Source organism: Azonexus sp. MM2026_4 (genome assembly GCF_055901855.1).
Genome location: NZ_CM148380.1, coordinates 2,865,689 through 2,891,236, shown reverse-complemented (window position 1 = coordinate 2,891,236; position 25,548 = coordinate 2,865,689). Strand labels below are relative to the sequence as shown.

Annotated in this window: 18 protein-coding genes, 1 pseudogene and 1 riboswitch; of the genes and pseudogenes, 9 read left to right on the top strand and 10 right to left on the bottom strand. The window is 66.9% G+C overall.

What is annotated here, in order from left to right:
* Positions 1–24 precede the first annotated feature (24 nt).
* Entirely contained in the window at positions 25–1,941 is a 1,917-nt protein-coding gene (thiC, locus tag AC0KWY_RS13635; protein ID WP_474026041.1) for a phosphomethylpyrimidine synthase ThiC, read from the bottom strand.
* Between the two features lie 55 nt (positions 1,942–1,996).
* Positions 1,997–2,096, bottom strand: a riboswitch (TPP riboswitch).
* A 127-nt stretch (positions 2,097–2,223) separates the two neighbouring features.
* On the opposite strand from thiC, the gene AC0KWY_RS13630 reads away from it, so the two are divergent.
* The 5 genes from AC0KWY_RS13630 to AC0KWY_RS13610 are packed head-to-tail and all read left to right on the top strand — an operon-like array spanning position 2,224 to position 6,736.
* Entirely contained in the window at positions 2,224–3,675 is a 1,452-nt protein-coding gene (locus AC0KWY_RS13630) for a carbonic anhydrase (protein ID WP_474026040.1), read from the top strand.
* A 52-nt stretch (positions 3,676–3,727) separates the two neighbouring features.
* Positions 3,728–4,360 carry a TetR/AcrR family transcriptional regulator gene (locus AC0KWY_RS13625; protein WP_474026039.1) on the top strand — a complete coding sequence of 211 codons (633 nt, stop codon included), beginning with the start codon at positions 3,728–3,730 and terminating at the stop codon, positions 4,358–4,360.
* 60 nt (positions 4,361–4,420) lie between these two features.
* Complete coding sequence (locus AC0KWY_RS13620; protein ID WP_474026038.1) at positions 4,421–5,074, top strand: protein-L-isoaspartate O-methyltransferase family protein; 654 nt, start codon at positions 4,421–4,423, stop codon at positions 5,072–5,074.
* The gene (locus AC0KWY_RS13615) at positions 5,074–5,397 is read left to right on the top strand and encodes a rhodanese-like domain-containing protein (protein WP_474026037.1); all 324 of its coding nucleotides are present in this window, start codon (positions 5,074–5,076) and stop codon (positions 5,395–5,397) included. Before AC0KWY_RS13620 ends, AC0KWY_RS13615 begins: the two co-directional genes overlap by 1 nt.
* Positions 5,398–5,404: 7 nt before the next feature.
* Positions 5,405–6,736 (top strand): TolC family outer membrane protein, encoded by a 1,332-nt coding sequence (locus AC0KWY_RS13610; protein ID WP_474026036.1) that lies wholly within the window; start codon positions 5,405–5,407, stop codon positions 6,734–6,736.
* Here AC0KWY_RS13610 and waaA read toward each other — a convergent pair.
* Together waaA and waaC are read right to left on the bottom strand one after the other, a co-directional pair.
* Positions 6,702–7,973 (bottom strand): lipid IV(A) 3-deoxy-D-manno-octulosonic acid transferase, encoded by a 1,272-nt coding sequence (waaA, locus tag AC0KWY_RS13605; protein WP_474029729.1) that lies wholly within the window; start codon positions 7,971–7,973, stop codon positions 6,702–6,704. The two genes, AC0KWY_RS13610 and waaA, sit on opposite strands and share 35 nt — an antisense overlap.
* Positions 7,970–8,923, bottom strand: coding sequence for a lipopolysaccharide heptosyltransferase I (gene waaC / locus AC0KWY_RS13600; protein WP_474026035.1), 954 nt, complete (start codon positions 8,921–8,923; stop codon positions 7,970–7,972). The genes waaA and waaC overlap by 4 nt, the downstream gene beginning before the upstream one ends.
* A 121-nt stretch (positions 8,924–9,044) precedes the next feature.
* On the opposite strand from waaC, the gene glmS reads away from it, so the two are divergent.
* The 4 genes from glmS to AC0KWY_RS13580 all read left to right on the top strand — a co-directional run bounded on the left by glmS (position 9,045) and on the right by AC0KWY_RS13580 (position 19,322).
* Complete coding sequence (gene glmS, locus AC0KWY_RS13595) at positions 9,045–10,868, top strand: glutamine--fructose-6-phosphate transaminase (isomerizing) (protein WP_474026034.1); 1,824 nt, start codon at positions 9,045–9,047, stop codon at positions 10,866–10,868.
* 97 nt (positions 10,869–10,965) lie between these two features.
* Positions 10,966–16,038, top strand: a complete 5,073-nt coding sequence (locus tag AC0KWY_RS13590; protein WP_474026033.1) for an alpha-2-macroglobulin family protein — start codon at positions 10,966–10,968, stop codon at positions 16,036–16,038.
* A gap of 24 nt (positions 16,039–16,062) precedes the next feature.
* Positions 16,063–18,369, top strand: a complete 2,307-nt coding sequence (pbpC, locus tag AC0KWY_RS13585; RefSeq protein ID WP_474026032.1) for a penicillin-binding protein 1C — start codon at positions 16,063–16,065, stop codon at positions 18,367–18,369.
* Positions 18,370–18,491: 122 nt separating this feature from the next.
* The gene (locus AC0KWY_RS13580; RefSeq protein WP_474026031.1) at positions 18,492–19,322 is read left to right on the top strand and encodes a symmetrical bis(5'-nucleosyl)-tetraphosphatase; all 831 of its coding nucleotides are present in this window, start codon (positions 18,492–18,494) and stop codon (positions 19,320–19,322) included.
* A 238-nt stretch (positions 19,323–19,560) separates the two neighbouring features.
* Here AC0KWY_RS13580 and AC0KWY_RS13575 read toward each other — a convergent pair.
* The 7 genes and pseudogenes from AC0KWY_RS13575 to accB all read right to left on the bottom strand — a co-directional run.
* A pseudogene (locus AC0KWY_RS13575) lies at positions 19,561–19,833 on the bottom strand (lysophospholipid acyltransferase family protein); the annotation flags it as partial.
* Between the two features lie 200 nt (positions 19,834–20,033).
* A complete protein-coding gene (locus tag AC0KWY_RS13570; RefSeq protein ID WP_474026030.1) occupies positions 20,034–20,795 on the bottom strand; it encodes a GNAT family N-acetyltransferase in 762 nt (253 codons plus the stop codon).
* 79 nt (positions 20,796–20,874) lie between these two features.
* A complete protein-coding gene (locus AC0KWY_RS13565) occupies positions 20,875–21,813 on the bottom strand; it encodes a carbohydrate kinase family protein (protein WP_474026029.1) in 939 nt (312 codons plus the stop codon).
* 4 nt (positions 21,814–21,817) lie between these two features.
* Complete coding sequence (locus tag AC0KWY_RS13560) at positions 21,818–22,825, bottom strand: DUF3426 domain-containing protein (protein WP_474026028.1); 1,008 nt, start codon at positions 22,823–22,825, stop codon at positions 21,818–21,820.
* A complete protein-coding gene (prmA, locus tag AC0KWY_RS13555) occupies positions 22,801–23,691 on the bottom strand; it encodes a 50S ribosomal protein L11 methyltransferase (protein ID WP_474026027.1) in 891 nt (296 codons plus the stop codon). The genes AC0KWY_RS13560 and prmA overlap by 25 nt, the downstream gene beginning before the upstream one ends.
* 1 nt (position 23,692) lies before the next feature.
* Positions 23,693–25,051: an acetyl-CoA carboxylase biotin carboxylase subunit gene (gene accC, locus AC0KWY_RS13550; protein ID WP_474026026.1), complete on the bottom strand. Its 1,359-nt coding sequence runs from the start codon at positions 25,049–25,051 to the stop codon at positions 23,693–23,695.
* Positions 25,052–25,059: 8 nt separating this feature from the next.
* Positions 25,060–25,518: an acetyl-CoA carboxylase biotin carboxyl carrier protein gene (gene accB, locus AC0KWY_RS13545; RefSeq protein WP_474026025.1), complete on the bottom strand. Its 459-nt coding sequence runs from the start codon at positions 25,516–25,518 to the stop codon at positions 25,060–25,062.
* Positions 25,519–25,548: the final 30 nt, after the last annotated feature.

Below are 25,548 nucleotides of genomic sequence, written 5' to 3'. Positions count from 1 at the left end.
TTCTCGTTGCAGGTCGAATCCCCGTCACACCTTGCGGTAAACCTCGGCACCGGTCTTCACGAACTCGACGGCCTTCGCTTCCATTCCCTTGCTGAGCGCTTCCTCCTCCTGCAAGCCTTGCGCCGCCGCGAAGTCGCGCACGTCCTGGGTGATCTTCATCGAGCAGAAGTGCGGGCCGCACATCGAGCAGAAGTGGGCGACCTTGGCCGATTCCTTGGGCAGGGTCTCGTCGTGGAAGGACTTGGCCTTGTCCGGGTCGAGGCCGAGGTTGAACTGGTCGTCCCAGCGGAACTCGTAGCGCGCCTTGCTCAGGGCGTTATCGCGGATTTGCGCCCCGGGATGGCCCTTGGCCAGGTCGGCGGCGTGCGCGGCGAGCTTGTAGGTGATGATGCCTTCCTTGACGTCATTCTTGTCCGGGAGACCCAGGTGTTCCTTGGGCGTCACGTAGCAGAGCATGGCGGTGCCGTACCAGCCGATCATGGCGGCGCCGATGCCGCTGGTGATGTGGTCGTAGCCTGGCGCGATGTCGGTGGTCAAAGGGCCCAAGGTGTAGAACGGGGCTTCCTTGCAGTATTCGAGCTGCAGGTCCATGTTCTCTTTGATGAGATGCATGGGGACGTGGCCCGGACCTTCGATGATGGTCTGCACGTCGTGCTTCCAGGCGATCTCGGTGAGTTCGCCGAGCGTCTTCAGTTCGCCCAGCTGCGCTTCGTCGTTGGCGTCGTAGATCGAGCCGGGGCGCAGGCCATCGCCGAGGCTGAACGCCACGTCGTAGGCCTTCATGATTTCGCAGATTTCCTCGAAGTGCGTGTAGAGGAAGCTTTCCTTGTGGTGCGCCAGGCACCACTTGGCCATGATCGAGCCGCCGCGGCTGACGATGCCGGTCATGCGGTTGGCGGTCATCGGGATGTAGCGCAACAGCACGCCGGCGTGGATGGTGAAGTAGTCGACGCCCTGTTCGGCCTGTTCGATCAGCGTGTCGCGGAAGATTTCCCAGGTCAGGTCCTCGGCCTTGCCGTTGACCTTTTCCAGCGCCTGGTAGATCGGCACGGTGCCGATCGGCACGGGCGAATTGCGGATGATCCATTCACGGGTTTCGTGGATGTTCTTGCCGGTGGACAGGTCCATCACCGTGTCGCCGCCCCAGCGGATCGACCAGGTCATTTTCTCGACTTCTTCCTGAATGGAGGAGCCGAGCGCCGAGTTGCCGATGTTGGCGTTGATCTTGGTCAGGAAGTTGCGGCCGATGATCATCGGCTCGCTTTCCGGGTGGTTGATATTATTCGGGATGATGGCGCGGCCGCGGGCGATTTCGCTGCGCACGAACTCCGGGGTGATTTCTTCCGGAATGCTGGCACCGAAGTTCTGGCCCGGATGCTGACGGGTGAGCAGCTTGGCCATTTTCTCGCCGGTCGGGCCGGTGGCCTTCAGCGATTCGATGTAGGCGGCGCGATTGAGGTTCTCGCGGATCGCTACGTATTCCATTTCCGGCGTGATGATGCCTTTACGGGCGTAATGCATCTGGCTGACGTTGGCACCGGCTCTGGCGCGCCGCGGCTTGCGGTGCAGGCCGGGGAAGCGCAGTTCGTCGAGCGACTGGTCGGCAGCACGCTGGCGACCGAATTCGGAAGAGAGGTCGGGCAGTTCCTCGGTGTCGCCGCGCTCTTCGATCCACTGCTGGCGTAGTGCCGGCAGGCCGGAGCGGATATCGATCCTCGCCGCCGGGTCGGAATACGGGCCGGAACAGTCGTAGACGAAGATCGGCGGATTCTTCTCGCCGCCGAAGCCGGTCGGCGTGTCGGCCTGCCGGATCTCGCGCATCGGTACCCGAAGGTCCGGTCGCGAACCGGCGACGTAAGTCTTGCGCGAATTCGGCAGCGGCTGGATCGCGGCCTCGTTGACGTGGGCGTTGGCAGCGATGAATTGTTCGTTGGCGTTCATGAGTGCTCCGTGCGGATGTTCAGCGGGATAAGACGGGCAAGGAGCGATCTGGTTCCGGTGACGGATTTCGTTTCCCTACGTCGGCATGACCCGATCAGGTTCGAAGGGTATTTCTCAGCCGAGCACTGTACAGGTTGACACCCCTAACGAGAGTGCTGCAAGGTACTGGAAACACAGGCAAAATGCAAGGAAGCACGGTCTTTCCTCAAGATTCCCCGAATCTGGTCGAAATAAGTCCGACAAGCCCGTGAAAATTCGAAGAAAACTGACAGGAAATCACCCATGCGTTCGACGACCATTGCCATCGTTCTGGCCAGCCTGCCATGCCTGGCCTGGGCTGCGCCAACCTGGCAGAACATTTCCAGCGAGGCCGGCCGCAGCATCGAACTCGACCGCACGACGCTCAAGCGTACCGGCAATGTCGTCGAGGCGCTGAGTCGGGTGACGCTGGATCGTCCGCTGTCGGATAGTCGGACCGGGATGCCTTACCGCGTGATCGAAGCAACCACTCGCTACGACTGCGCGTCGCGCAGCGCCAAGACGATCCGGCGCATTTATCGGCAGGCTGAAAGCGACATCATTCGGGAAGAGGAAATTGCCGGTGCCGAACTGCCGGTGCGTACCGGGACGCTCGACGACCGCGTTCTGCGCGAGGTCTGTCGGCCGCCCAAGGAAGACCCGGCGGAACTCGCCAAGCGCGCCAACGAGGCGGCGAGCCAGTTGCAGGAAGCGAATGCGGCGCTACTGAAGAAGGAGCTGGCGAAGGCGCCGGCGGCGCCTGTCGTGAAAACCGTAGACAAGCCCGACTCGCCGATTCCGTCGATCCGTCCTAATCTCAAGGCGGCGATGGAGGCAACGCGGGGCGAAGCTGCGGCGCCGGTGGAAACCCGGCCGAAAGCCGAAGAACCGCCGCCGCCAGCCAAGCCGAAGCCGAGTCTCAGCGTTTCACATGGAACGACGCAACTGGTTCACAACAACACGCCAACTCCGCGTCCGCTCAAGCCGGCACCGAGCCGCGCCACCTCTGGCTACATGCTTGAACTGGTTACGCCGAGCAAGCCGGTGACCTGGGGTTACGAGGGAGAAGGGGCGCCGGAGAACTGGGTCAAGCTCGATCCGCGCAATGTCCTCTGCGCAGCTGGCAAGCGCCAGTCGCCGATCGATATTCGCGATGGCATCAAGGTCGATCTTGAGCCGATTCGTTTCGATTACCGTCCCTCGACTTTCCGCATTGTCGATACCGGTCACTCCGTTTCGGTCGCCGTCGGCGACAGCAGCTTCACGCTGACCGGCAAGACCTATGATCTGGTCGATATCCACTTCCATCGCCCCGGCGAAACGCGGATCAATGGTCAGCGCTACGACATGTCCGCCCATCTCGTGCATCGCTCCGTCGATGGCCAGCGAGCGGTGATCGAGGTGCTGATGACGCGCGGTAGCGAGCATCCGCAGGTCCAGACCCTGTGGAATCATCTGCCGCTGGAGAAACATGTTCCGGTCGAGCCGCCGACCGCCGTCTTCGAACCCGCCGCCTTCCTGCCCGAGACCCGGCAGTACTACACTTTCATGGGTTCGCTGACGACCCCGCCGTGCACCGAAGACATCCTGTGGATCGTCATGAAGCAGCCGATCCAGGTTTCGGACGAGCAACTCCGCATTTTCGGCCGCCTCTATCGCAACAATGCCCGCCCCGTGCAGCCGATCGGCGAGCGGCTCATCAAGGAGAGCCGTTGACCCTTGTCGTCGTGGGGTGTTAGCTTGATGACCCAATAGTCATTAAGCAGCCATGAGTACTGCCAAACCTGTCCGGAAACGTCGCAAGGAAGCCCGCCCCGGCGAACTGCTGGCGGCCGCGTTGACCCTGTTCGTCAAGAAGGGTTATGCCGCCGCCCGGCTCGACGATGTTGCCGCCCGTGCCGGCGTTTCCAAAGGCACGCTCTACCTTTACTACGCCAGCAAGGAAGCCTTGTTCAAGGCGGTGATCCAGGAAGGCATCGTGCCGGTTCTGGCAGAAAACGAGGCGATCGCCGCCAGCCATACCGGCAGCAGCTTCTCGCTGCTGGAAAAGCTGCTCGATCACTGGTGGACGCGCATCGGCTGCACCGCTTTCGCCGGCATTCCCAAGTTGATCGTCGCCGAAGCGCAGAATTTTCCCGAGATTGCCACCTACTACTACACCAACGTGATCGCCCGCGGGCGCGCCCTGGTCGGTGCAGCGTTACGGCGCGGCGTCAGCAGCGGCGAGTTCCAGCAATGCGATGTCGAACAGGCGATCGACGTCATCATCGCCCCGGTGCTGATGCTGCTGATCTGGGAGTATTCGCTGGGGCGTTGCGAGCAGCAGCCTACCCGTCCGCGCGACTATCTCGCAACGCACCTGGCGCTGTTGCAGCGGGGCCTGTGTGCGGCTCAGGTATAATCGAATTTTGTCAGAACCAATATATTAGCGTATGCTAATATTAAGTTTGCGGAGAATTTCATGAACATCGAACAAGCGCGCTTCAACATGGTGGAGCAACAGATTCGTCCCTGGGACGTGCTCGATCCGAAAGTGCTCGACCTGTTATTCATCGTCAAGCGCGAGGATTTCGTGCCGGCGGCCTATCGCAATCTGGCTTTTGCCGACATGGAAATTCCGCTGGGCGAAGGCCAATGCATGCTCGCGCCCCGCGTTGAAGCCCGCCTGCTTCAGGAACTTGGCATCCGCCAGGGCGACCGCGTGCTCGAAATCGGTACCGGCAGCGGTTACATGGCGGCCTTGCTGGCAGCGCGTGCCGAACATGTGACGACCCTCGAACTGCGCCCGGAACTGGCAGCTTTCGCCCGCGACAACCTGCAGCGCGCCGGCATCGCCAACGTTACCGTCGAATGTGCCGACGGCAGCGCTGGCTGGCAGAAACGTGCGCCGTTCGATGTCATCGTTCTCTCCGGCGCCGTCGCCCGACTGCCCGAAGGTTTGCTCAAGCAACTGCGGGTCGGTGGCCGGCTTGCCGCAATCGTCGGCGAGGCGCCGGTGATGGAAGCGCAGATGATCACCTGTGTTGCCGAAGGTATCTACAACACGATCAATCTGTTCGAGACGGTGGTTCCCGTTCTCGACAACTTTGTCGCCGCTCGCGACTTCTCCCTGTAATGCGACAGATCCGGGCGTCTCAACTGGCGGAGTGGCTGGCCGATGCGAATCGGCCGCCGCCGCTGTTGCTTGATGTCCGGGAGCCCTGGGAGCTGGCCCAATGTCAGATCGAGGGTTCGGTGCATGTGCCGATGCACATGATTCCGCTGCGTTGCGCCGAGTTCGATCCGCAACGCGAAATCGTCGCCATCTGCCATCACGGCGGTCGCAGCATGCAGGTCTGCATGTTTCTCGAACGCAAGGGTTACAGCGCAGTGTTCAACCTTCTGGGTGGCATCGAAGCTTGGGCTTGCGAAGTCGATCCCGGGATGAACCGTTACTGAGGTCCGCATGAAACAAATCGCCTGGCTTTTGGCCGCTTCCCTGACCGCCGCGCCGCTACATGCCGCGGATCTGGCCCAGATCTACCGCGATGCCCAGGACAACGACCCGGTATATGCCGCTGCCCGGGCCGCGCGCGAGGCCGGCCGCGAAAAGGCACCACAGGGGCTGGCCGGGCTGCTGCCGACGGTCACCGCTTCCGGCAACACGGTTTGGAACGACGTCGATTCCGAACCGCGCAATGCCCCGGCGGCTTCGAGCAAGGCCGAATACAACAGCTACGCCTACCAGCTGACCCTGACGCAGCCGCTGTTCCGCTGGCAGAACTGGGTGGCCTACGGACAGGCGAAGCAGCAGGTGGCGCAGGCCGAAGCCACGTTCGTGCAGGCCAGTCAGGATCTGATCCTGCGGGTCGCGCAGGCCTATTTCGACGTCCTCTACGCCAGCGAGAACCTGACCGCGGTACGTGCCAACAAGGAGGCGATCCTCCAGCAACTCGAACTGGCCAAGAAGAGTTTCGAGGTCGGTACCTCGACGATCACCGACACCCACGAGGCGCAGGCGCGTTTCGACCTCGTGCAGGCGCAGGAAATCGCCGCCGAGAGCGAACTGGAGGTTCGCCGTCAGGCACTGCAGACGCTGATTGGCAAGGAAGCCGGCAAGCTGGCGCCGCCACGCAAGGATGCGGTATTGGCGCTGCCCGAGCCGAATCGTCTGGCCGACTGGGTCGCCGCCGCGGAAAAGGACGCCTTGGCGGTGCAGATTCAGCAGGCGCAGGCCGAGATCGCCGCCCGCGAAGTCGATAAGCAGCGGGCCGGCCACTATCCGACGCTCGATCTCGTCGCCAACCGCGGCAAGTCCAAGGCCTACTCCAGCACGGCGCTGGGGGCGGTCGATTCGGACTTCGCCAATTACGGTCTGCAACTGAACATTCCGTTGTTCCAGGGCGGTGCCACCACCTCGCGCCAGCGCGAGGCTGCCGCCAACAGCACCGCTGCCCGCTACGGCCTGGAAGCGGCGCGGCGCAATGCGACGCTGGCGGCGCGCCAGTATTACCTCGGTGTGACCAACGGCCTGGCCCAGGTCAATGCGCTGAAGGCGGCGCTGGTCTCGTCGCAGTCGGCCCTCGAATCGAACAAGCTGGGTTACGAGGTCGGCGTGCGCATCAATATCGACGTGCTCAACGCCGAGAACCAGGTCTACGTGACGCGGCGCGACCTCGCCAAGGCCACCTTCGACACGCTGATGGCGCAACTGCGCTTGAAAGCGGCGGTCGGCGCGCTCGGCGAGGATGACGTGACGCGGATCAACGCGCTGCTCGACGACAGCGCCGCGCAATAAGCGCCAGCGTCCGCTGCGTCGCCCCGCGGTGGGCGGCGGCGAACGCGGCGCAGGCGGCGCGCATCGCCGCCAGTTCCTTGTCCTCCCGAAACAGCCGGTGCACGGTGTCGACCAGTGCGTCGGCATCGGCCACCCGCAAGGCTGCGCCGGCGGCAATGGCATCTTCGGTGGCGCGCAGGAAATTGAAGGTGTGCGGGCCGACGACGACCGGACAGCCGCAAGCCGCCGCCTCGATCAGGTTCTGCCCGCCGAGCGGCGCCAGGCTGCCGCCGATGAAGGCAAAGTCGGCCATCGCGTAGTAAGCCGCCATTTCCCCCATGCTGTCGCCCAGCCAGACTTCGGTTTCCGCCGTCGGCAAGGCGGTGCTACGCCGCTGCCAGCGCAGACCCCGCTGTTCGAGCAGGGCGGCGACTTCGGCGAAACGTTGCGGATGGCGTGGTACCAGGACCAGCAGCGCGCCGTCGACGGGGCGCTGCCGCCAGGCGTCGAGCAAGGGCCCCTCCTCGCCTTCGCGCGTGCTGGCGGCCAGCCAGACCGGCCGCGGCCCTAACCCGGCGCGCCAGGCGCGGCCGGTGGCGAGGCGTTCGGCGGGCGGTTCGACGTCGAATTTCAGGTTGCCGCAGACTTCGACCTGCGGCGCCGTCAGCGCGGCAAGCCGCTCGCCGTCAGCGGCGGTCTGCGCGGCGACCGCGGCGAGCCGGGCGAAGGCCGGCCGGGTGAGGCCGCCGAAACGGGCGTAACCGCGCGCCGAGCGTTCGGACAGACGAGCATTGACCAGCACCACGGGAATTCCATGCCGGTCGGCGCCGGCCAGCAGGTTGGGCCAGATCTCGGTTTCCATGAGGACGCCGAAGTCCGGCGCGAAATGCCGGAAGAAGCGGCCGACGGCGTCCGGCAGATCGTAGGGCAGGTAGGCCTGGATCACGTTGTCGCCGAACACCTCGCGGCCGGCGGCGCGGCCGGTCGGCGTCATGCCGGTGAGCAGGATGCGGTGCGTCGGCCAGGCCTGTTGCATGGCGTCGATCAGCGGCTGGGCGGCGCGGGTTTCGCCGACCGAGACGGCGTGTACCCAGATCAGCGGCGCTTCGCCGGCGGGAAGGCGCCGGCCGTAGAAACCGAAACGCTCGCCGACGTGCGCCAGGTATTCCGGTTGCTTCCTCGCCCGCCAGGCCAGGCGGAGCAGGATCGCCGGGCTCAGCAGGTAGAGACAGAGCGCGTAAAGCAGGCGCAGCATCAGCGCAGGCCTTGCGCCAGTTCGGCAAGGACCGCGCCAACTTCCGGACATTGCCCGCAGCCGCCCAGGTTGCGGTGGAAGGCGCTGCCGTAGACGCCGGTCAGGCCGGGTTCGGTGGCGGTATACAGGGCGACGGTGGGCACCTTGAGCGCCACCGCCAGGTGGGTCAGGCCGGTATCGACACCGACCACGCCACGGGCGCCGGCGAGCAGCGCGGCCAGCGCTTCGATGTTCAGCGGCGGGGCGGCGATTGCCTGCGGGATGGCGGCGGCCAGGCGCGCCGCACGCTCGCGTTCGACGGCGCTGCCGGCCGGCAGCACGGCGCGCAGTCCCTGGTCGGCCAGCCGTTGGCCCAGCTCGATCCAGCGCGCCTCCGGCCACAGCTTGTCGTCGCGACTGGTCGCCGTGAGCAGGACAACGTGCTCGCCGGCCGGCAGCCAGTCGCAGCTGACGGCCGGCGCGGCGATGCCGTAATCGACCGTGGTGTCAGCCAGGTAGCCCAGTGCCGCCGCCGCCAGCTGGCGGTTGCGCACTACCGCATGCAGGTCGCGGGGTACGCTGTAACGGCGGCCGTAGAAAATCGCCGCCAGTGGTTCGCGAGCGGCGTCGAGGCCATAGCCGGCGCGCGGCCCGCGGGCCTGGATGGCGCACAGGCCGCTCTTGATCAGCCCCTGAGTGTCGATCACCAGGTCGTAGGCGGCGGCGCGCAGCGCCTGCCGGCTGGCGCCGATCTCGCGCCAGGTGTCGCGCTGCAGCAGGGCCTTGCGCCAGCGCCGGATAGCCACGGGAATGACGCGATCGACGGCGGGATGCAGGCGGGGGATCGCCGCGAAAACATTCTCCACGCACCAGTCGATGGTCGCCTGCGGAAAGTGTCGCCGGATATCGCTGACGACCGGCAGATTGTGGATGACATCGCCGAGCGACGAGGTTTTGACGAGCAGGATGCGCATCGGCGCGGGACCGCAAAAACGAAAGCGCGATTATAGATCGGCGGCTGCCGTCACGTGCATCGCCGCCGGCAGCACGGTTGCATGCGTTAAAATGCGTGCATATCGTTTTCCGGAATCCATCATGTGCGGCATCGTCGCGGCAGCAGCCGGCAGCAACATCGTTCCCGTCCTCGTCGAAGGGTTGAAGAAACTTGAATACCGCGGCTACGATTCGGCCGGGCTGGCCGTCGTCGGTGCCGCCGGCATCGAACGCGTCCGCTCGGTCGGCCGGGTTGCCGAACTGGAGGCCGCCGCGGCTGGCACCAGTGCGCCGACCGGCATCGCCCACACCCGTTGGGCAACGCACGGCGTGCCTTGCGAACGCAATGCCCACCCGCATGTCTCCGGTGGCATCGCCGTCGTCCATAACGGCATCATCGAGAATTACGAAAGCCTGCGTCGCGAACTGGGTGACCTCGGCTACGTGTTCACCTCGGACACCGATACCGAGACCATCGCCCACCTCGTCGAACACCTGCTGCAGGGCGAACCCGATCTCTTCCGCGCCGTCCAGCTCGCCTGCCGCCGCCTGGTCGGCGCCTACGCCATCGCCGTCATCGACCAGCGCCAGCCGGGCAAGGTCGTCGTCTCGCGCGAAGGCTCGCCGCTCCTGCTCGGCCTCGGCGAAGGCGGCAGCTACGCCGCCTCCGACGCCTCCGCCCTGCTCCAGGTGACACGCAACATGGTCTACCTGGAAAACGGCGACATCGCCGAACTGACCGCAGCCGGCGTGCGCATCGAACGCCTCGACGGCAGCCCGGTCGAGCGGCCGGTGCATGTCTCGCAGTTGTCTGCCGCCGCCGTCGAGCTCGGCCAGTACCGCCACTACATGCAGAAGGAAATCTTCGAGCAGCCGGAAGCGCTGGCCAACACGCTGGAAATCGTCGGCGGCGCGAAAAGCATCCAGCCCGGCATTTTCGGCGCCGATGCGGCCAACCTGCTGCACGATGTTGACCAGGTATTGATCCTCGCCTGCGGCACCAGCGCCCATTCCGGGATGACCGCTCGCTACTGGCTCGAGGCCATCGCCGGCGTGCCCTGCACGGTCGAGATCGCCAGCGAATACCGTTACCGGACCTCGGTCCCCGATCCGCGGCAACTGGTCGTCGCCATCTCGCAATCCGGCGAGACCGCCGACACCCTGGCCGCGCTGCGCCACGCCAAGTCGCTTGGCCAGCAGAAGACGCTGGCCATCTGCAACGTGCCGGAATCGGCGATCGTCCGCGAATCGGCGCTGCGCTTCATCACCCGCGCCGGCCCGGAGATCGGCGTTGCCTCGACCAAGGCCTTCACCACCCAGCTTGCCGCCCTCTTCCTGCTCACCCTGGTCATGGCCAAGGTGCGCGGCCGCCTGAGCGAAGAGGACGAAGCCGCCTACATCGACCAGCTCCGCCACCTGCCGGTCGCGGTGAACAAGGTGCTGACGCTGGAAAGCACGATCGAAGCCTGGGCCCGTCGTTTCGCCGACAAGCACCACGCCCTCTTCCTCGGCCGCGGCCGCCACTACCCGATCGCCCTCGAAGGCGCGTTGAAGCTCAAGGAAATCTCCTATATCCACGCCGAGGCCTACCCCGCCGGCGAACTCAAGCACGGTCCGCTGGCGCTGGTCGACGCCGAAATGCCGGTCATCTCGGTGGCGCCCAACGACGAACTGCTGGAAAAGCTCAAGTCCAACCTCCAGGAAGTCCGCGCCCGCGGTGGCGAGCTTTACGTCTTCGCCGATGACGATGCAGAGATTCCCGGCACCGAGGGCGTGCACATGCTGCGCCTGCCCGAACACTACGGCCAGCTTTCGCCGATCCTGCACGTCATCCCGCTGCAGTTGCTCTCCTACCACGCTGCCCTGGTCAAGGGCACCGATGTGGACAAGCCACGTAATCTGGCCAAGTCGGTGACTGTCGAGTAAGCCGCCGGGCAACGGTTTCGGCCATTCCGAGGGCATTTTCCGGTAGAGTTCGCCCCATGACGTTTGAGGGGCGGCTTCGCTCCGGATCGGGGATGGCATGAAAACCGGATTTTCCTTTTCCTGGCGTGGCCTGCTGGTCGTCGCGCTGGCCTTGCTGGCGCTTGCGCTGGGCGCGTATCTGCAGTTCGGACCGGGGGCGCCCGGCGACGATGCTGCGGATGAAGGCACAGCCTTCGAGGTGGTCGATGCCGCGCATCGCGAATTCGACGGTTCGCCGGCGTTGGCTCTCTCCTTCAGCCTGCCGCTCGACGCCCGGGGTAATCCCGGGAAGTTCGTCCAGGTCCTCGAGATGCCGCCGCGCAAGGGTGAGCCGGTGGCCAGCGAGACCGACGAGGACAGTTCCGAGGCCAGCGAGGCGATGGAAAGCACGGTCAGCAGCAGCGAGGCGGATACCGTGCTCGACGGCGGCAAGCCGGTGGCCGGGGCCTGGGTGGTCGGCGAGAATCCGCGCCTGCTCTTCTTCCCCAACGTCAAGCCGCAGACCCGCTACATCATCCGCGTCCAGCCCGGCCTGCCGGCGCGCAACGGCAGCACGCTGGGCGGCGAAGTGCGTTATTCGATCCGCACGGCGGCGGTGGCGCCGGCCTTCTATTTCGCCAGCCGCGGCATGGTATTGCCGGCCGGCCAGAACGGCGGCCTGCCGGTGAGCACGGTCAATATTCCGGAGGTGGACATCCAGTTCCTCAAGGTCAAGCCGGAAGCCCTGCCCACCTTCCTCGACAAGGTGATCGCCGGGGCGCCGCAAGCGCGCAGCGAGGATGAGGACGAGGAAACGTACTACGACTATGAGAACCGGACGACCAAGCTGCAGGGCGCCATCGACACCTGGACGCTGGACAACCTGAACAAGCTGACCACCAGCGCCTTCGTCGGCCGTTTCGTCACCGAGCAGAAGGCCAACCGGCGCAGCGTCACCTTCATTCCGGTCGAGGACATCCCGGCCTTGCGCGAACCTGGCGTCTACATCGCGGTGATGTCGCAGCCCAACCGTTTCCGCCAAGAGTACCAGACCACCTACTTCTACGTCAGCGACCTCGGTCTCCACGTGCGCCGCCATGTCGCCGGCAGCGCCGACGCCTTCGTCAGCTCGCTGGTCGATGGCAAGGCGGTCGGCGGCGTCGAGGTTTCCTGGCTGTCTACCGACGGCAAGGTGCTGGCCCGCGCCACCACCGATGGCGACGGCCGCGCCAATTTCGCCGAGCAGCCGGCAGAGGCGCGGGTGATCGTCGCCCGCAAGGGCGAGCAGCTATCGCTGATCGCGCTCAAGGAACCGGCGCTCGACCTCTCGGAGTTCGAGGTCGGCGGTCTGACCTCGGCGCCGGTGCGGCTGTTCGCCTACAGCGGCCGCAATCTCTACCGGCCCGGCGAAAGTTTCGACGTCTCGGTGCTGGCGCGCGATGCCGACGGTCGCCCGGTGCCGGCGCAGCCGGTCCAGGCCATCCTGCGCCGGCCGGACGGCAAGGCGCAATGGACGGCGAACTGGACGCCGGACGCCAAGTTCCCCGGCTACTACCGGCGGCGCATCGAACTGCCGGCCGACGCGGCAACCGGCAACTGGTATCTCGAACTGCGCGGCGACCCGGCGGCGGCGCAGGCCAGCACGACGCTCGATTTCAACGTCGAGGAATTCCTGCCCGAGCGCATGAAGCTCGATCTCGGTGCCGACAAGACGCCGCTCAAGCCGGGCGATACCTGGCAACTGGCGGTCACCGGCAATTACCTGTACGGCGCGCCGGCGGCCGGCAACCGCCTGCTCGGCGTGGTCAACACGGCGCGCAACGCCAGCCCGCTGGCCGCCCTGCCCGGCTTCATCTTCGGCGATGCCGACGAGGACAGCACGCGCAGCCGCCAGGAACTGGCCGAAAGCCAGCTCGACGACGCCGGCAAGGCGGCGGTCGACATCGATTTCTCCAGCCTCGAAGGCCGCCGTTCGCCGTTCTCCGTGCGTGCCACGCTGAGCCTGCTGGAAAGCGGCGGCCGGCCGGTGATCCGCAGCATCGAGCGGACCTGGTGGCCGGCGCCGGAGATGGTCGGCGTCCGGCCGCTGTTTACCGGTGCCTACGCCCGCGAAGGCTCGCGCGCCGAATTCGAAGTGGTGCTGGCCGACAACGCCGGCAAGCTCAAGGCCGGCAAGGCCTTGCCGGTCCGCATGTTCCGCGAGAACCGCGACTGGTACTGGCGTTTCGACGACCAGCGCGGCTGGCATTCCGGCTACACCGAGAGCGACGAGCTGGTCGCCTCGACCCAGGTCAGCATGCCGGCCGGCGCTCGCGGCAAGCTGTCGCTGCCGGTCAAGTACGGCCGCTACCGGATCGAGATCGTCAATCCGGAAACCCAGGTCCTCACCCGCTACCGCTTCTACGCCGGCTGGTCGGCGCAGGACGACGAAAGCCAGGGCGTGCGCCCGGACCGCGTCGGCCTCAAGCTCGACAAGGCCGCCTACAAGGAAGGCGAAACCGCCCGCCTGACGATCACTCCGCCGCACGCCGGCGAGGCGCTGATCACCGTCGAGGGCGACAAGCTGCTGTGGTCGAAGCGGATCAGCCTGGGCAGCGACGCCACCACCATCGACCTGCCGATTGCCGCCGAATGGAAGCGCCACGACCTCTACGTGACGGCGCTCGTGCTGCGTCCCGGCAATGCCGGCGCCAGCGTGACACCGGCCCGCGCGCTGGGCATCGCCCACCTGCCGCTGGCCCGCGACGAGCGCAAGCTGGCGGTCAGCCTGGAGGCGCCGAAGAAGATGGAGCCCGACCGGCCGCTCAAGGTCAAGGTCAAGGTGCCGGGCGCCAAGGGGCAGAACGCGCTGGTGACGCTGTCGGCGGTCGATGTCGGCATCCTCAACATCACCAATTTCAAGAGCCCCGATCCTTTCGCCTTCTTCTTCGCCAAGCTGCGCTACGGCCAGGATTTGAACGACGTCTACGGGCGCCTGATCGAGAAGATGGGCGGCCGCAAGGGCAAGCTCAAGTGGGGCGGTGACGCGGCGCCGAAGGCGACGCGCAGCCTGCCGAAGAAGGTACGGCTGGTCAACCTGTTCAGCGGCCCGGTCGCCCTCGACGCCAACGGCGAGGCGGAAATCAGCCTGCCGGTGCCCGACTTCAACGGCAGCCTGCGGCTGATGGCGGTGGCCAGCGCCGGCGAACGCTTCGGCATGCAGGAGGCCGAGGTCACGGTGGCGGCACCGCTCGTCGTCGAACTGGCGACGCCGCGCTTCCTCTCGGTCGGCGATTCGGCCCTGCTCGCCCTCGACGTGCACAATCTCGCCGGCAGCGAGCAGGAAGTGAAGATCCATGTCAGCAACGACGCCGGCCTGGTGATCCGCAACGGCGAGCAGAAGTTCTCGCTCAAGGACCAGCAGAAGCGCATCCTGCGCATTCCGCTGGAAGCCGGCACGGCACACGGCCTGACCGAGGTGCGGGTGCACATCGAAAGTCCGCGCAGCAAGCTCGAGCGTACCTTCCCGCTCCAGGTCCAGGCGCCGACGCCGCGCCAGACGGTGATCCGTCGCTACATCGTCAATCCGGGCGAGACGCTGGAAGTGCGCGACGCCGAACTCGGCGGCTTTTTCCCGCAGACGGTCGGCGCCACGCTGGCCGTCTCGGACAAGGCACCGATCGACGTGCGCAGCGTGGTCAAGGGCCTGCTCACCTACCCCTACGGCTGCGCCGAGCAGACCACCAGCACCGCCTACCCGCACGTCTTCATCGACGAGGCGGCGGCCCGCCAGTTCGGCCTCAAGCCCTACACCCAGGCCCAGCGCGCCGAGATGCTCGACAAGGCAATCGCCCGCCTGGCCGGCATGCAGGCGCCGAACGGCGGCTTCAGCCTGTGGGGCAACTATTCCGAGTACCAGTACTGGCTGTCGGCCTACGTCGGCAACTTCCTGGTCGATGCGCGCGAACAGGGCTTCGCGGTGCCGCCGGAAATGGAGAAGAAGGCGCTCGACTTCCTGCTCAAGGGCCTCCAGGAAGGCGTCGCCGGCCTGCCGCGCGGGCCGCTCGCCTACAACGAGAACAGCGTCTGGAACGACTGGCGTTACGCCGGCTCCGGGCGCTTCGCAGTGCTCGCCTACGGCGCCTACGTGCTCGCCACGCAGGGCAAGGCGCCGCTGGCGACGCTACGCCAACTCGCCGAATCGAGCGAGCAGTCGCATTCCGGGCTGGCCCTCGTCCATCTCGGCATCGCCCTCAAGCTGATGGGCGACGAGCCGCGCAGCAAGGCGGCGCTCGAGGCCGGCCTCAAGAAGCCGCGCGACAACCGTTACTGGTGGGGCGACTACGGCAGCAACCTGCGCGACTGGGCGCTCACCTACGTGCTGTTGCAGAAGCACGGCCTGGCGCCGGAAGGCCGCGACAACCTGGTCACCCTGGTGGCTGCCGACATGGAGAAGCAGCATTACCTGAGCACCCAGGAAAAACTGGCCGTCTTCCTGCTCGGACGCAGCTTCGCGACCCAGCCGGGCGGCGAATGGCAGGCCGAGTTCGTGCACGGCAGCCGGCCGCCGGCGATCGGCGGCAAGGGCACCCAGTTCCGGCCGCTCGACGGCGGCGAACTGGCGGCCGGGGTCAAGCTGAAGAACACGCACGGCGAACGCCTCTTCGTCGAACTCAACTTCAGCGGCAACCCGATCAAGGCGCCTGCCGCCAAACGCGAAGTCTTCGACCTCGAACGCGAGTGGTACACCGCCGACGGCAAGCCGCTCGCCAAGCGTCCGCTGCGCGTCGGCGAAAGCCTGATCGTCCGCCTCAAGGTGAAGACGCGCGGCCGCTACGCCAATGCGCTGGTCGTCGATTATGTGCCGGCCGGATTCGAGATCGAGAACGCCAACATCGTCCAGGGCGAGCAGAACGAGACGGCGATCGCCGGCATCTACGCCAGCCAGGCGATGCAGGACGCGCGGATCAAGCACGTCGAGTTCCGCGACGACCGCTTCGTCGTCGCCGCCCGCCTCGAGGGCGACATGAACTTCTTCTACCGCGTGCGGGTGGTGACGCCGGGCCGCTTCGTCGTGCCGCCGACCTACGCCGAGGACATGTACCAGCCGATGATCTACGGCTTGAGCAGCGGCGGCGAGCCGATCACCATCGGCGATGGCCAGGCGCAGTAAGCCGGCGCGCCGCGGCGGGGGGCGATGAAGCTATCCCGGCGCGCCCTGCGCTGGGCGCTGGCGGCCCTGCTCGGCGCCCTGCTGCTCGCCGACCAGCTGGCGCCGCCGCCGCTGCCCGGGCGCGGCACGGCGCGCGCCCAGGTGGTGCTGGCGCGCGACGGCACGCCGCTGCGCGCCTTCCCCGACCGCACCCACATCTGGCGCCATCCGCTGCGCCTTGACGAGGTGTCGCCGCGTTACGTCGATGCCGTGCTCGCCTACGAAGATCGCTTCTTCTACTGGCACTTCGGCATCAACCCGGTGGCCCTGCTGCGTGCCGGCGGTCAGTGGCTGTGGCATGGCCGCATCGTTTCCGGCGGCTCGACGCTGACCATGCAGGTGGCGCGCCTGCTCGAACCGGTGCCGCGCACGCCGGCCGGCAAGCTGCGCCAGATGCTGCGCGCCGTGCAGCTCGAACTGCGCCTGTCGAAGCGCGAGATTCTCGAGCTCTACCTGAGCTACGCGCCGATGGGCGGCGTCCTCGAAGGCGTCGAGGCGGCCAGCCGCGCCTATCTGGGCAAGCCGGCATCGTCGCTGTCGCACGGCGACGCCGCCCTGCTCGCGGTGCTGCCGCAGGCGCCGTCGCGGCTGCGTCCGGACCGTTACCCGGCGGCGGCGCGTGCCGCCCGCGACAAGGTGCTCGACCGCCTGATCCCGCGCTGGGGCGCGGCGACCGTCGCCGACGCCCGGCAGGAGGCGGTGATCGCCCAGACGGTGCGCGAGCCGCTGCTCGCGCCGCTGTTCGCCGAGCGCGTGCGCAAGCTGCATCCCGGTGTCGCGCGCATCGAGACGACGCTCGACGCCGCCACCCAGAGCAGCGTCGAGCAACTGCTCGGCAGCCGTCTCGGCGTGCTGCCGCCGCGCGTCTCGATGGCCGCCCTGGTGGTCGACAACGCGACGCTGGAAGTCCGCGCCTACGCCGGCTCCGCCGATTTTTCCGACAACCAGCGTTTCGCCCACGTCGACATGGTGCTCGGCCGCCGCTCGCCGGGTTCGGCGCTCAAGCCTTTCCTGTACGGACTGGCGCTCGACGAGGGGTTGATCCATTCCGAATCCCTGCTTTCCGACGTGCCGCAGTCCTTCGGCGGCTACCAGCCGGGCAATTTTCAGGCGAGCTTTTCCGGGCCAGTTGGCGTCACCGAAGCCTTGCAGCGTTCGCTCAACGTACCGGCGGTCGAGGTCCTCGACCGTCTCGGCCCGCAGCGCTTCGTCGGCCTGTTGCGGGCCGGCGGGCTGAAGCTCGACCTGCCGCGCGACGCCCAGCCCAATCTGTCGGTGATCCTCGGCGGCGTCGCCGTCAGCCTCGAAGACATGGTCGGTGCCTACACCGCGCTGGGCCGCGGCGGCATCGCCGGTCGGCCGCGCTACACGGCGGCGGCACCAATCGAGGAAAGGCGGATGCTGAGCGAAGGCGCCGCCTTCATCGTCCGCGACCTGCTCGAAGCCGGCGGCCCGCTCGGCCGGCAGGTCGAGGCCGGCGTCGGCGTGCGCCGCGGCATCGCCTGGAAGACCGGCACCAGCTTCGGTTTCCGCGACGCCTGGGCGATCGGCGTCAGCGACCGCCACACCGTCGGCGTCTGGGTCGGTCGCCCGGACGGCACGCCCAATCCGGGGTTCTTCGGCGCCAACATCGCGGCGCCGCTGCTGGTCGATATCTTTTCGGCGATCGACGTGCCGGGCCGCGTCGACCGGCAACCGCCGGCCAGCGTCAGCCAGGCCCGCATCTGCTGGCCGCTCGGTCTGCGCCGCGCCGATACGCCGGCCGAACTCTGCCACCAGGAGCGTACCGCCTGGCTGCTCAACGGCGCCGCGCCGCCGACCTTCCCCGACCGCCTGCGCAGCGGTGCCGCCCGCTATACCGATTACCGGGATGCCGACAGCGGCCTGCGCGTGCGTGCTGCCTGCGCCAGCGGCGAGATGCTCGCCGTCGACATGGCGCGCTGGCCAGCGGCGCTCGAACCCTGGCTCGACGCGACGACCCGCAGCCGCGCCCTGCCGCCCTCCTGGAGTGCGGCGTGTCAACAGGCGTCGGCGCCCGGCGACGGCCTGAAGATCGTCGGCATCGCCCGCGGCGAAACGATCCGCCGCGCCGCCAGCGGCGCCGCCCCGCTGCTGCGCCTGGAGGCGCGCGGCAGCCGGCAGCCGCTGATCTGGCTGGTCGACGGCCGGCAGGTCGGCCGCACGGCGCCCGGCAAGGCCCTGCAGTACCGCTTTGACGAGGCGGGCCGGCATGCGATCACGGCGATGGACGACAGCGGCCGTTACGACCGGGTGGATATCAGCGTCCAGTAGGCGTCTCGCCGGCGAGCAAAAGCCGCCGGCATTTGTTATCGTTCGGGTGAAACCAACCCGTGCCGCGCGGCGGCCAGTGCAGCGATGAACCCCTTCCCCCAGAGCCAGCCGGAGTCCCGGTCATGAGCACCTACGCCATCGGCGACATCCAGGGTTGCCACGATTCCCTGCAGCACCTGCTCGAGCTTTGCGCCTTCGATCCGGTGCAGGATCGTCTGTGGCTGGTCGGCGACCTCGTCAATCGCGGTCCGAAGTCGCTGGAAACGCTGCGCCTGATCAAGTCCTTCGGCGAGGCGGCGGTGACCGTCCTCGGCAACCACGACCTCTACCTGCTGATGGTCGCCGAGGGCGGCGCCAAGTACCGGGGCAAGGACGATACGCTCGACGCCGTGCTCGGCGCGCCGGACCGCGACGAACTCCTCGATTGGCTGCGTCGGCAGCCGCTTTGCCATACCGAGGGCGATTTCTGCCTGGTGCATGCCGGCCTGCTGCCGCAATGGACCGCGAAACGCGCCCGCGAACTGGCGCGCGAAGTCGAGACCAAGCTGCAGGGCAAGGACTACCGCGACTTCATCCTCAACCTCTGGGGCAGCGAGCCGGCCGCCTGGGACGACGAGCTGAAAGGCTGGGCGCGGCTGCGGGTGATCGTCAACGCGATGACCCGGATGCGCTTCTGCACCAAGAAGGGGGTCATGGAGTTCAAGGCCAAGGGCAAGCTGAGCAACGCGCCGGCCGGTTACCTGCCGTGGTTCGAGATCCCCGGCCGCAAGAGCGCCGACAGCGTGCTGGTCACCGGCCACTGGTCGGCGCTCGGCCTGCGCATCACGCAGAATCTGCTGGCGCTCGATTCGGGTTGCCTGTGGGGCGGTCATCTGACCGCCGTGCGCCTGGAAGACCGCCGGGTATTTCAGGTGGATTGCTCGCCAGCGGAAGCCCTGCCGCTAAAGCAATAGCTTCGCGGGCGGCGGCGGCGACCTGCTTGCGGTCCTCGCCATGGGTGCCACGCAGCGGCGTCGTCACCAGCCGGGCGATGATGCGTCGGCGCTTGAGGATGGCGGTAGTGCATTGGCCGAGCGAGATGTCGCCGTCGTAGCGCGGCGCCAGGCTGCGCTCGCCGTTCAGTTCCCAGTAGGAAATCGCTGCCGGCAGCACCGGCCGGCCGGCGGCCAGTGCCGGCTGCAGCAGCGCGGCGTGGAAATGCAGCAGGCTGCGACCGTCGGTTGTCGTGCCTTCGGGGAAGACGGCGACCACCTTGCCCTGCCCCAGGATGCCGGCGATTTCCTCGTTGATCAGGCGGGCGTGGCCGCGGCTGCCGCGGCGCAGGAAGACGGTGTCGTTCTTCCAGGCCAGCCAGCCGATCACCGGCCAGCGGCGGACTTCCTCCTTGGAGACGAAAGCGGCCGGCACGGCGGCGTTGATGACGAAGATGTCGATCCAGGATACATGGTTGGCGACCAGCAGCACGCCGGGCGCCAGATGCGTCAGGTCGGCTTCCAGCTCGATGCCGAGCGCGTCGAGCAGCGCCGCCGACCAGCTCTGCTTGAGGCGCAGGCGGCGGCGGTCGCCGCAAATCCGGAAGACGGTCAACGACGCCAGCGCGCCGGCCAGCACCAGCAGGAAAAGCCGGAACAGCCGGAAGGCGCGATGGAGGGCGGTGGTTTCTTTCAGTCTGCCTGTCCCAGGTAATGTTTGGCGTAGCGGTTGGAGACCTTGGCCATCGGCATCAGGATGGGCAGGTCGGCCGTGTTGAAGTCGGGGTCCCAGGCCGGTTCGCCGCAGATCCAGGCGCCGGCGCGCAGGTAGCCCTTGATCAGCGGCGGTACCTCAGCCGGGCGATCCTGCTGCAGCGCCGCCAGCGGCAGCGGACAGCGCGGAAAGACGCGGTATTCCTGCGGTCCCAGGTGATCGACGACCAGCCGATTATACAGGCTGGCCGCAGCGTGGCCGCCGTCGGCCATGCTGATTGAGGCGCAGCCGATCAGGTAGTCGTGGCCGCGTTCGAGCATGTACTGGGCAAGGCCCGACCAGAGCAGGGTGATCGTCGCGCCGGTGCGGTAATCGGGGTGGACGCAGGAGCGGCCGATTTCGACGAGGCGCGAGCGCAGATGCTGGAGGCGGGTAAGGTCGAATTCGTTTTCCGAGTAGTAACCGACCTGGCGGGCGTTCTCCGGCGGCAGGATGCGGTAGGTGCCGACGATTTCGCCGCTCTGCGTGTCGCGGACGACCAGGTGTTCGCAGTACGGGTCGTAGATGTCGTGGTCGACGCCGGGCGTGCGGCTCGGCAGGTTGGCGCCCATTTCGCCGGCGAAGACACGGTGGCGCAGGCGTTGTGCGTCGAGGATGTCGCTTGCGCTGCGGGCGAAGCCGACGGCCAGGTTCTTGCGCTCCGGTCGGCTGCGCTGCGCAGCCTGGTGCAGGTTTTCCATGTTGTTCTCCTTGTTGCAGTGGAGAACAGCATGGAACAGGCGTGTTACACGCCGATTTCCCGCGGATTACGTCGCCGTTTCAGTCCTGCCAGGGCAGGACGCCGAAGGCCTGGCGGTAGCGTTCGCCGATTTCTTCCCGGCTCGGCTGGTGGTTCTGGCCGCCGCGGTGGGCGATCTTGATCGATCCCATCAGCGCGGCGAGGCGGCCGCAGCGTTGCCAGTCCCAGCCGTTGGTGATGCCGTAGAGCAGGCCGGCCCGGTAGGCGTCGCCGCAGCCGGTCGGATCGACGATGGCGTCGGGGGCGACGCAGGGAATGTCGTAACGGGTGCCGTCGGCGTGGATTTCCGAGCCTTCGCCGCCGCGCGTGACGATCAGCGCCTTCACTTCGCCGGCCAGTTGTTCCAGGCTGCGGCCGGTGCGGTCGCAGGCGAGCTTGGCCTCGTAGTCGTTGAAGCAGGCGTAGTCGGCGAGACGCAGGAAATCCATGAGGTCGTCGCCGTCGAACATCGGCAGGCCCTGGCCGGGGTCGAAGATGAAGGGGACGCCGGCGGCGGCGAAATCGCGGGCGTGCTGGAGCATGCCTTCGCGGCCGTCGGGGGCGACGATGCCTAGCGTCGCGCCGGCCCGCTCGACCTTGTTCAGGTGCGAGAAGGCCATCGCGCCGGGGTGGAAGGCGGTGATCTGGTTATCGTCGAGATCGGTGGTGATGAAGGCCTGGGCGGTGAAGCTGCCGGGAATCGAACGGACGTGGGCACGGGTCAGGCCGAGGCGATCGAGGCGGTCGAGATAGGGGCTGGCGTCGTCGCCGACGGTGGCCATGATCGTCGCGTCGCCGCCGAGCAGCATCAGGTTGTAGGCGATGTTGCCGGCGCAGCCGCCGAACTCGCGGCGCATTTCGGGGACCAGGAAGGCGACATTGAGGATGTGGATCTGCTCGGGCAGGATGTGGTTCTTGAAACGGTCCGGAAAGACCATGATGTTGTCGAAGGCCAGCGAGCCGCAGATCAGTGTCGTCATGTTGTCAGGGGTAGAAGAGGTAAAGTCGATAGCCGGCGGCACCGATGCCGTTGGCTTCGATCCACAGCCGGACGGCGGTTTCGCCATTGCCCGGGAAGGCCTCGCGGGGAGCGCCGGCGGACAGGAAGTCGCGGGCGGCGATGACGCGCCGGGCAACGACCTGGTCGCCGGCGTCGGTCAGCGTCAGTTCGAGGTCGGGCCAGGCCTGGGCGAAGGCGGCGCGGTTCTTCAGCGTCGCGTTGAGGACGAACAGGCCGCGTGCCTGATCGGACTGCAGGTCCGAGGTTTCGATGGCGACCAGGTGCTCGTGGCGCGGCAGCGGTACCGGCACGCCAAGCGCCGAGAATACGGCGCCGGCGGCGGGCAGACGCAGCACCAGGTCACCGCGGAAGTGATAGGCCGCCTGCCAGGCAAGAGTCAGCAACAGCAGCAGCGCGGCCAGCCAGTACGGCCAGGACAGCGGCCGCGCGTCGTCGGCGAAGCTGGAGAGTCCGCCGTCGGCCAGCGGGCCGGCCGACCAGCGGTTGTAGGCCTGGCTGTCGGCAAGTTCGCGGACCGCCACCAGACCGGCCTCACGGGCAGCCTGGGTGGTCTGTTCGGGGGTTTCCGGCGGTGCGGGCTCGGCTTCGGGTTCGTCGTCCAGCGCTTCGGCTTCCGGCCATGGCGGATCCTGCTCTTCCTCGAGGATCGGCATCGCCACGCTGTCCGGGCCGGTATCGGCGGGCATCGCCGGTTCGACGTAGGTTTCTTCCGGCGATGGCGTCGGGTCGGCTATCGCTTCGGCGATTGGCGCCGGGCTGGCCGGCAGCGGCTTGCCGTCGTCGGCGGGCGCGAGTGCGGCGACGGCTGGCGCTTCAAGCGGCAAGAGCTGGTCGAAGGCGTTGAAGATGCCGTGGCAACTCCCGCAACGGACCTTGCCCGCCTTCAGCCGCAACTGCTCGGAGGTGACACGGAAGACCGTGCCACATTCCGGGCAGCGGGTACGGGTCAGGAGCGGACCCCGGCCAGGCATATCCAGTCCTCGCGGGTGTCGGCCACTTGCAGCGCAATCCAGGGTGTGTAGAAGGCGATGATCTCGTCGGCCTGCTCGCGCAGGATGCCGGACAGGGCGAGCCGCCCGCCGCGCCGGACATGGGCGCAGATGGCGGGAGCGAGGACGCGCAGCGGATTGGACAGGATGTTGGCCACGACGACATCATACTCACCGGCGAGCGCCTGTCCAGAATCGCAGAAGCGGGCGGCAACGGCGTTGCGCTCGGCGTTGGCGACAGCGGCGGCGACCGCTTGCGGATCGATGTCGACACCGGCAACGTCGCTGGCCCCGAGTTTGCCGGCGGCGATGGCGAGGATGCCGGAGCCGCAGCCGTAATCAAGCACGCTGTCGCCAGGGCGGACGGTGCGTTCCAGCCACTCCAGGCAAAGCCGCGTCGTCGGGTGCGAGCCGGTACCGAAGGCCATGCCCGGGTCGAGAATCAGGTTGATCGCTGCCGGATCGGGCGATTCGTGCCAGGAGGGGACGATCCACAGGCGATCGGAGACGCGGATCGGGTCGAATTGCGATTGGGTCAGTTGCACCCAGTTCTGTTCTTCGACGGTCTCCGATGCGTACTCGGTCGGTGCGCCGAGGCCGGCTGCCGCGGCGGCGGCGGCGAGCATCTCATCGACCGCCGCGTCGGCTTCGAACAGGGCGACGATGCGCGAGCGGTCCCAGCCCGGCGTGGTGACCGAACCCGGTTCGCCGAACTGCGGTTTCTCGTCGGCGGTGCCGGCGTCGGCGTCTTCGATCGACGCCGACAGCGCGCCGTTTTCGAGCAGCGCGTCGCAGAAGGGCTCGGCGCTGGCCGCATCGGTCAGGAAGCTGATGCTTTTCCAGGCCATCTTATTGCTTGACCTCGTTCCTCGCTGCCAGCTTCTGCTCGAGATAGTGGATGCTGGTGCCGCCTTCGACGAAGCGGGCGTCGAACATCAGTTCCTGGTGCAGCGCGATGTTGGTCTTGATGCCCTGGATGCTCATCTCGGACAGCGCGACGCGCATGCGGCGGATCGCCTGTTCGCGGGTGTCGCCATAGGCGATCACCTTGGCGACCATCGAATCGTAGTGCGAAGGCACGCGGTAGCCCTGGTAGATGTGCGAATCGACGCGGATGCCGGGGCCGCCGGGCGGGTGATAGAACTCGATCTTGCCGGGAGATGGCACGAACGTGAAGGGATCTTCGGCGTTGATGCGGCATTCGATGGCATGGCCGCGGAAATTCACGTCCTTCTGCCGGTAGCGCAGCTTCTCGCCGGCGGCGATGCGAATCTGTTCCTGGACAATGTCGATGCCGGTGATCATCTCGGTCACCGGGTGCTCGACCTGGACGCGGGTGTTCATTTCGATGAAATAGAACTCGCCGTTCTCGAACAGGAATTCGAAGGTGCCGGCGCCGCGGTAACCGATCTTGCGGCAGGCTTCGGCACAGCGCTCGCCGATGCGCGAGATCAGGCGGGCCGGGATCAGCGGTGCCGGCGCTTCCTCGATCACCTTCTGGTGGCGACGCTGCATCGAGCAGTCGCGCTCGCCGAGGTAGATGGCGCTGCGGTACTGGTCGGCAAGAACCTGGATTTCGACGTGACGCGGATTTTCCAGGTACTTTTCCATGTAGACGGCAGGGTTGCCGAAAAAGGTACCGGCTTCCTGGCGGGTCATGCCGACGGCGTTGACCAGCGCCGCTTCGGTATGGACGACACGCATGCCGCGGCCGCCGCCGCCGCCGGCCGCCTTGATGATCACCGGGTAGCCGATGGCGCGGGCGATGCGGACGATTTCCTTGGGGTCGTCGGGCAGCGCGCCCTCGGAACCGGGGACGCAGGGTACGCCGGCCGCCTTCATTGCGTCCTTGGCCGAGACCTTGTCGCCCATCAGGCGAATGGTTTCGGCGCGCGGGCCGATGAAGACGAAGCCCGAGGTCTCGACGCGCTCGGCGAAGTCGGCGTTCTCGGACAGGAAGCCGTAACCGGGGTGGATGGCCTGGGCGTCGGTCACTTCGGCGGCGGAAATGATCGCCGGCACGTTCAGGTAGCTTTGCGCCGAGGCCGCCGGGCCGATGCAGACCGATTCGTCGGCGAGCTTGACGTACTTCGCCTCGCGGTCGGCTTCCGAATGGACGACGACGGTCTTGATGCCCATCTCGCGACAGGCCCGCTGAATGCGCAGGGCGATTTCGCCGCGGTTGGCGATCAGGATTTTCTCGAACATCGCCATGATCAGCCGATCACGAACAGGGGCTCGCCGAATTCGACCGGTTCGCCGTTGTCGAGCAGGATGGCCTTGACCGTGCCGTCGACCTCGGCTTCGATCTCGTTGAGCAGCTTCATCGCTTCGATGATGCACAGCGTGTCGCCCTTCTTGACGACGCTGCCGACCTGGACGAAGGCAGCAGCGCCGGGCGACGGCGAGCGGTAGAAGGTGCCGACCATCGGCGACTTCATGACGTGGCCTTCCGGCAGGTCGTCCTCGTCGTCAAGATTGACCGAGCTGGTGGCCGGTGCGCCGCCTGCGGGCATCGGCATCGGGGCCGGCATGGCGTAGTGCTGGACGGGGGCGGCGACGGCGCCGAAATGCTTGGCGATGCGGACCTTTTCCTCGCCCTCGGTGACTTCGAGTTCCGAAATGCCGGACTCCTGAACGAGGTCGATGAGTTTTTTCAGCTTGCGCAGATCCATGATGACTCCCTAAATTTTTGCGCACGATGG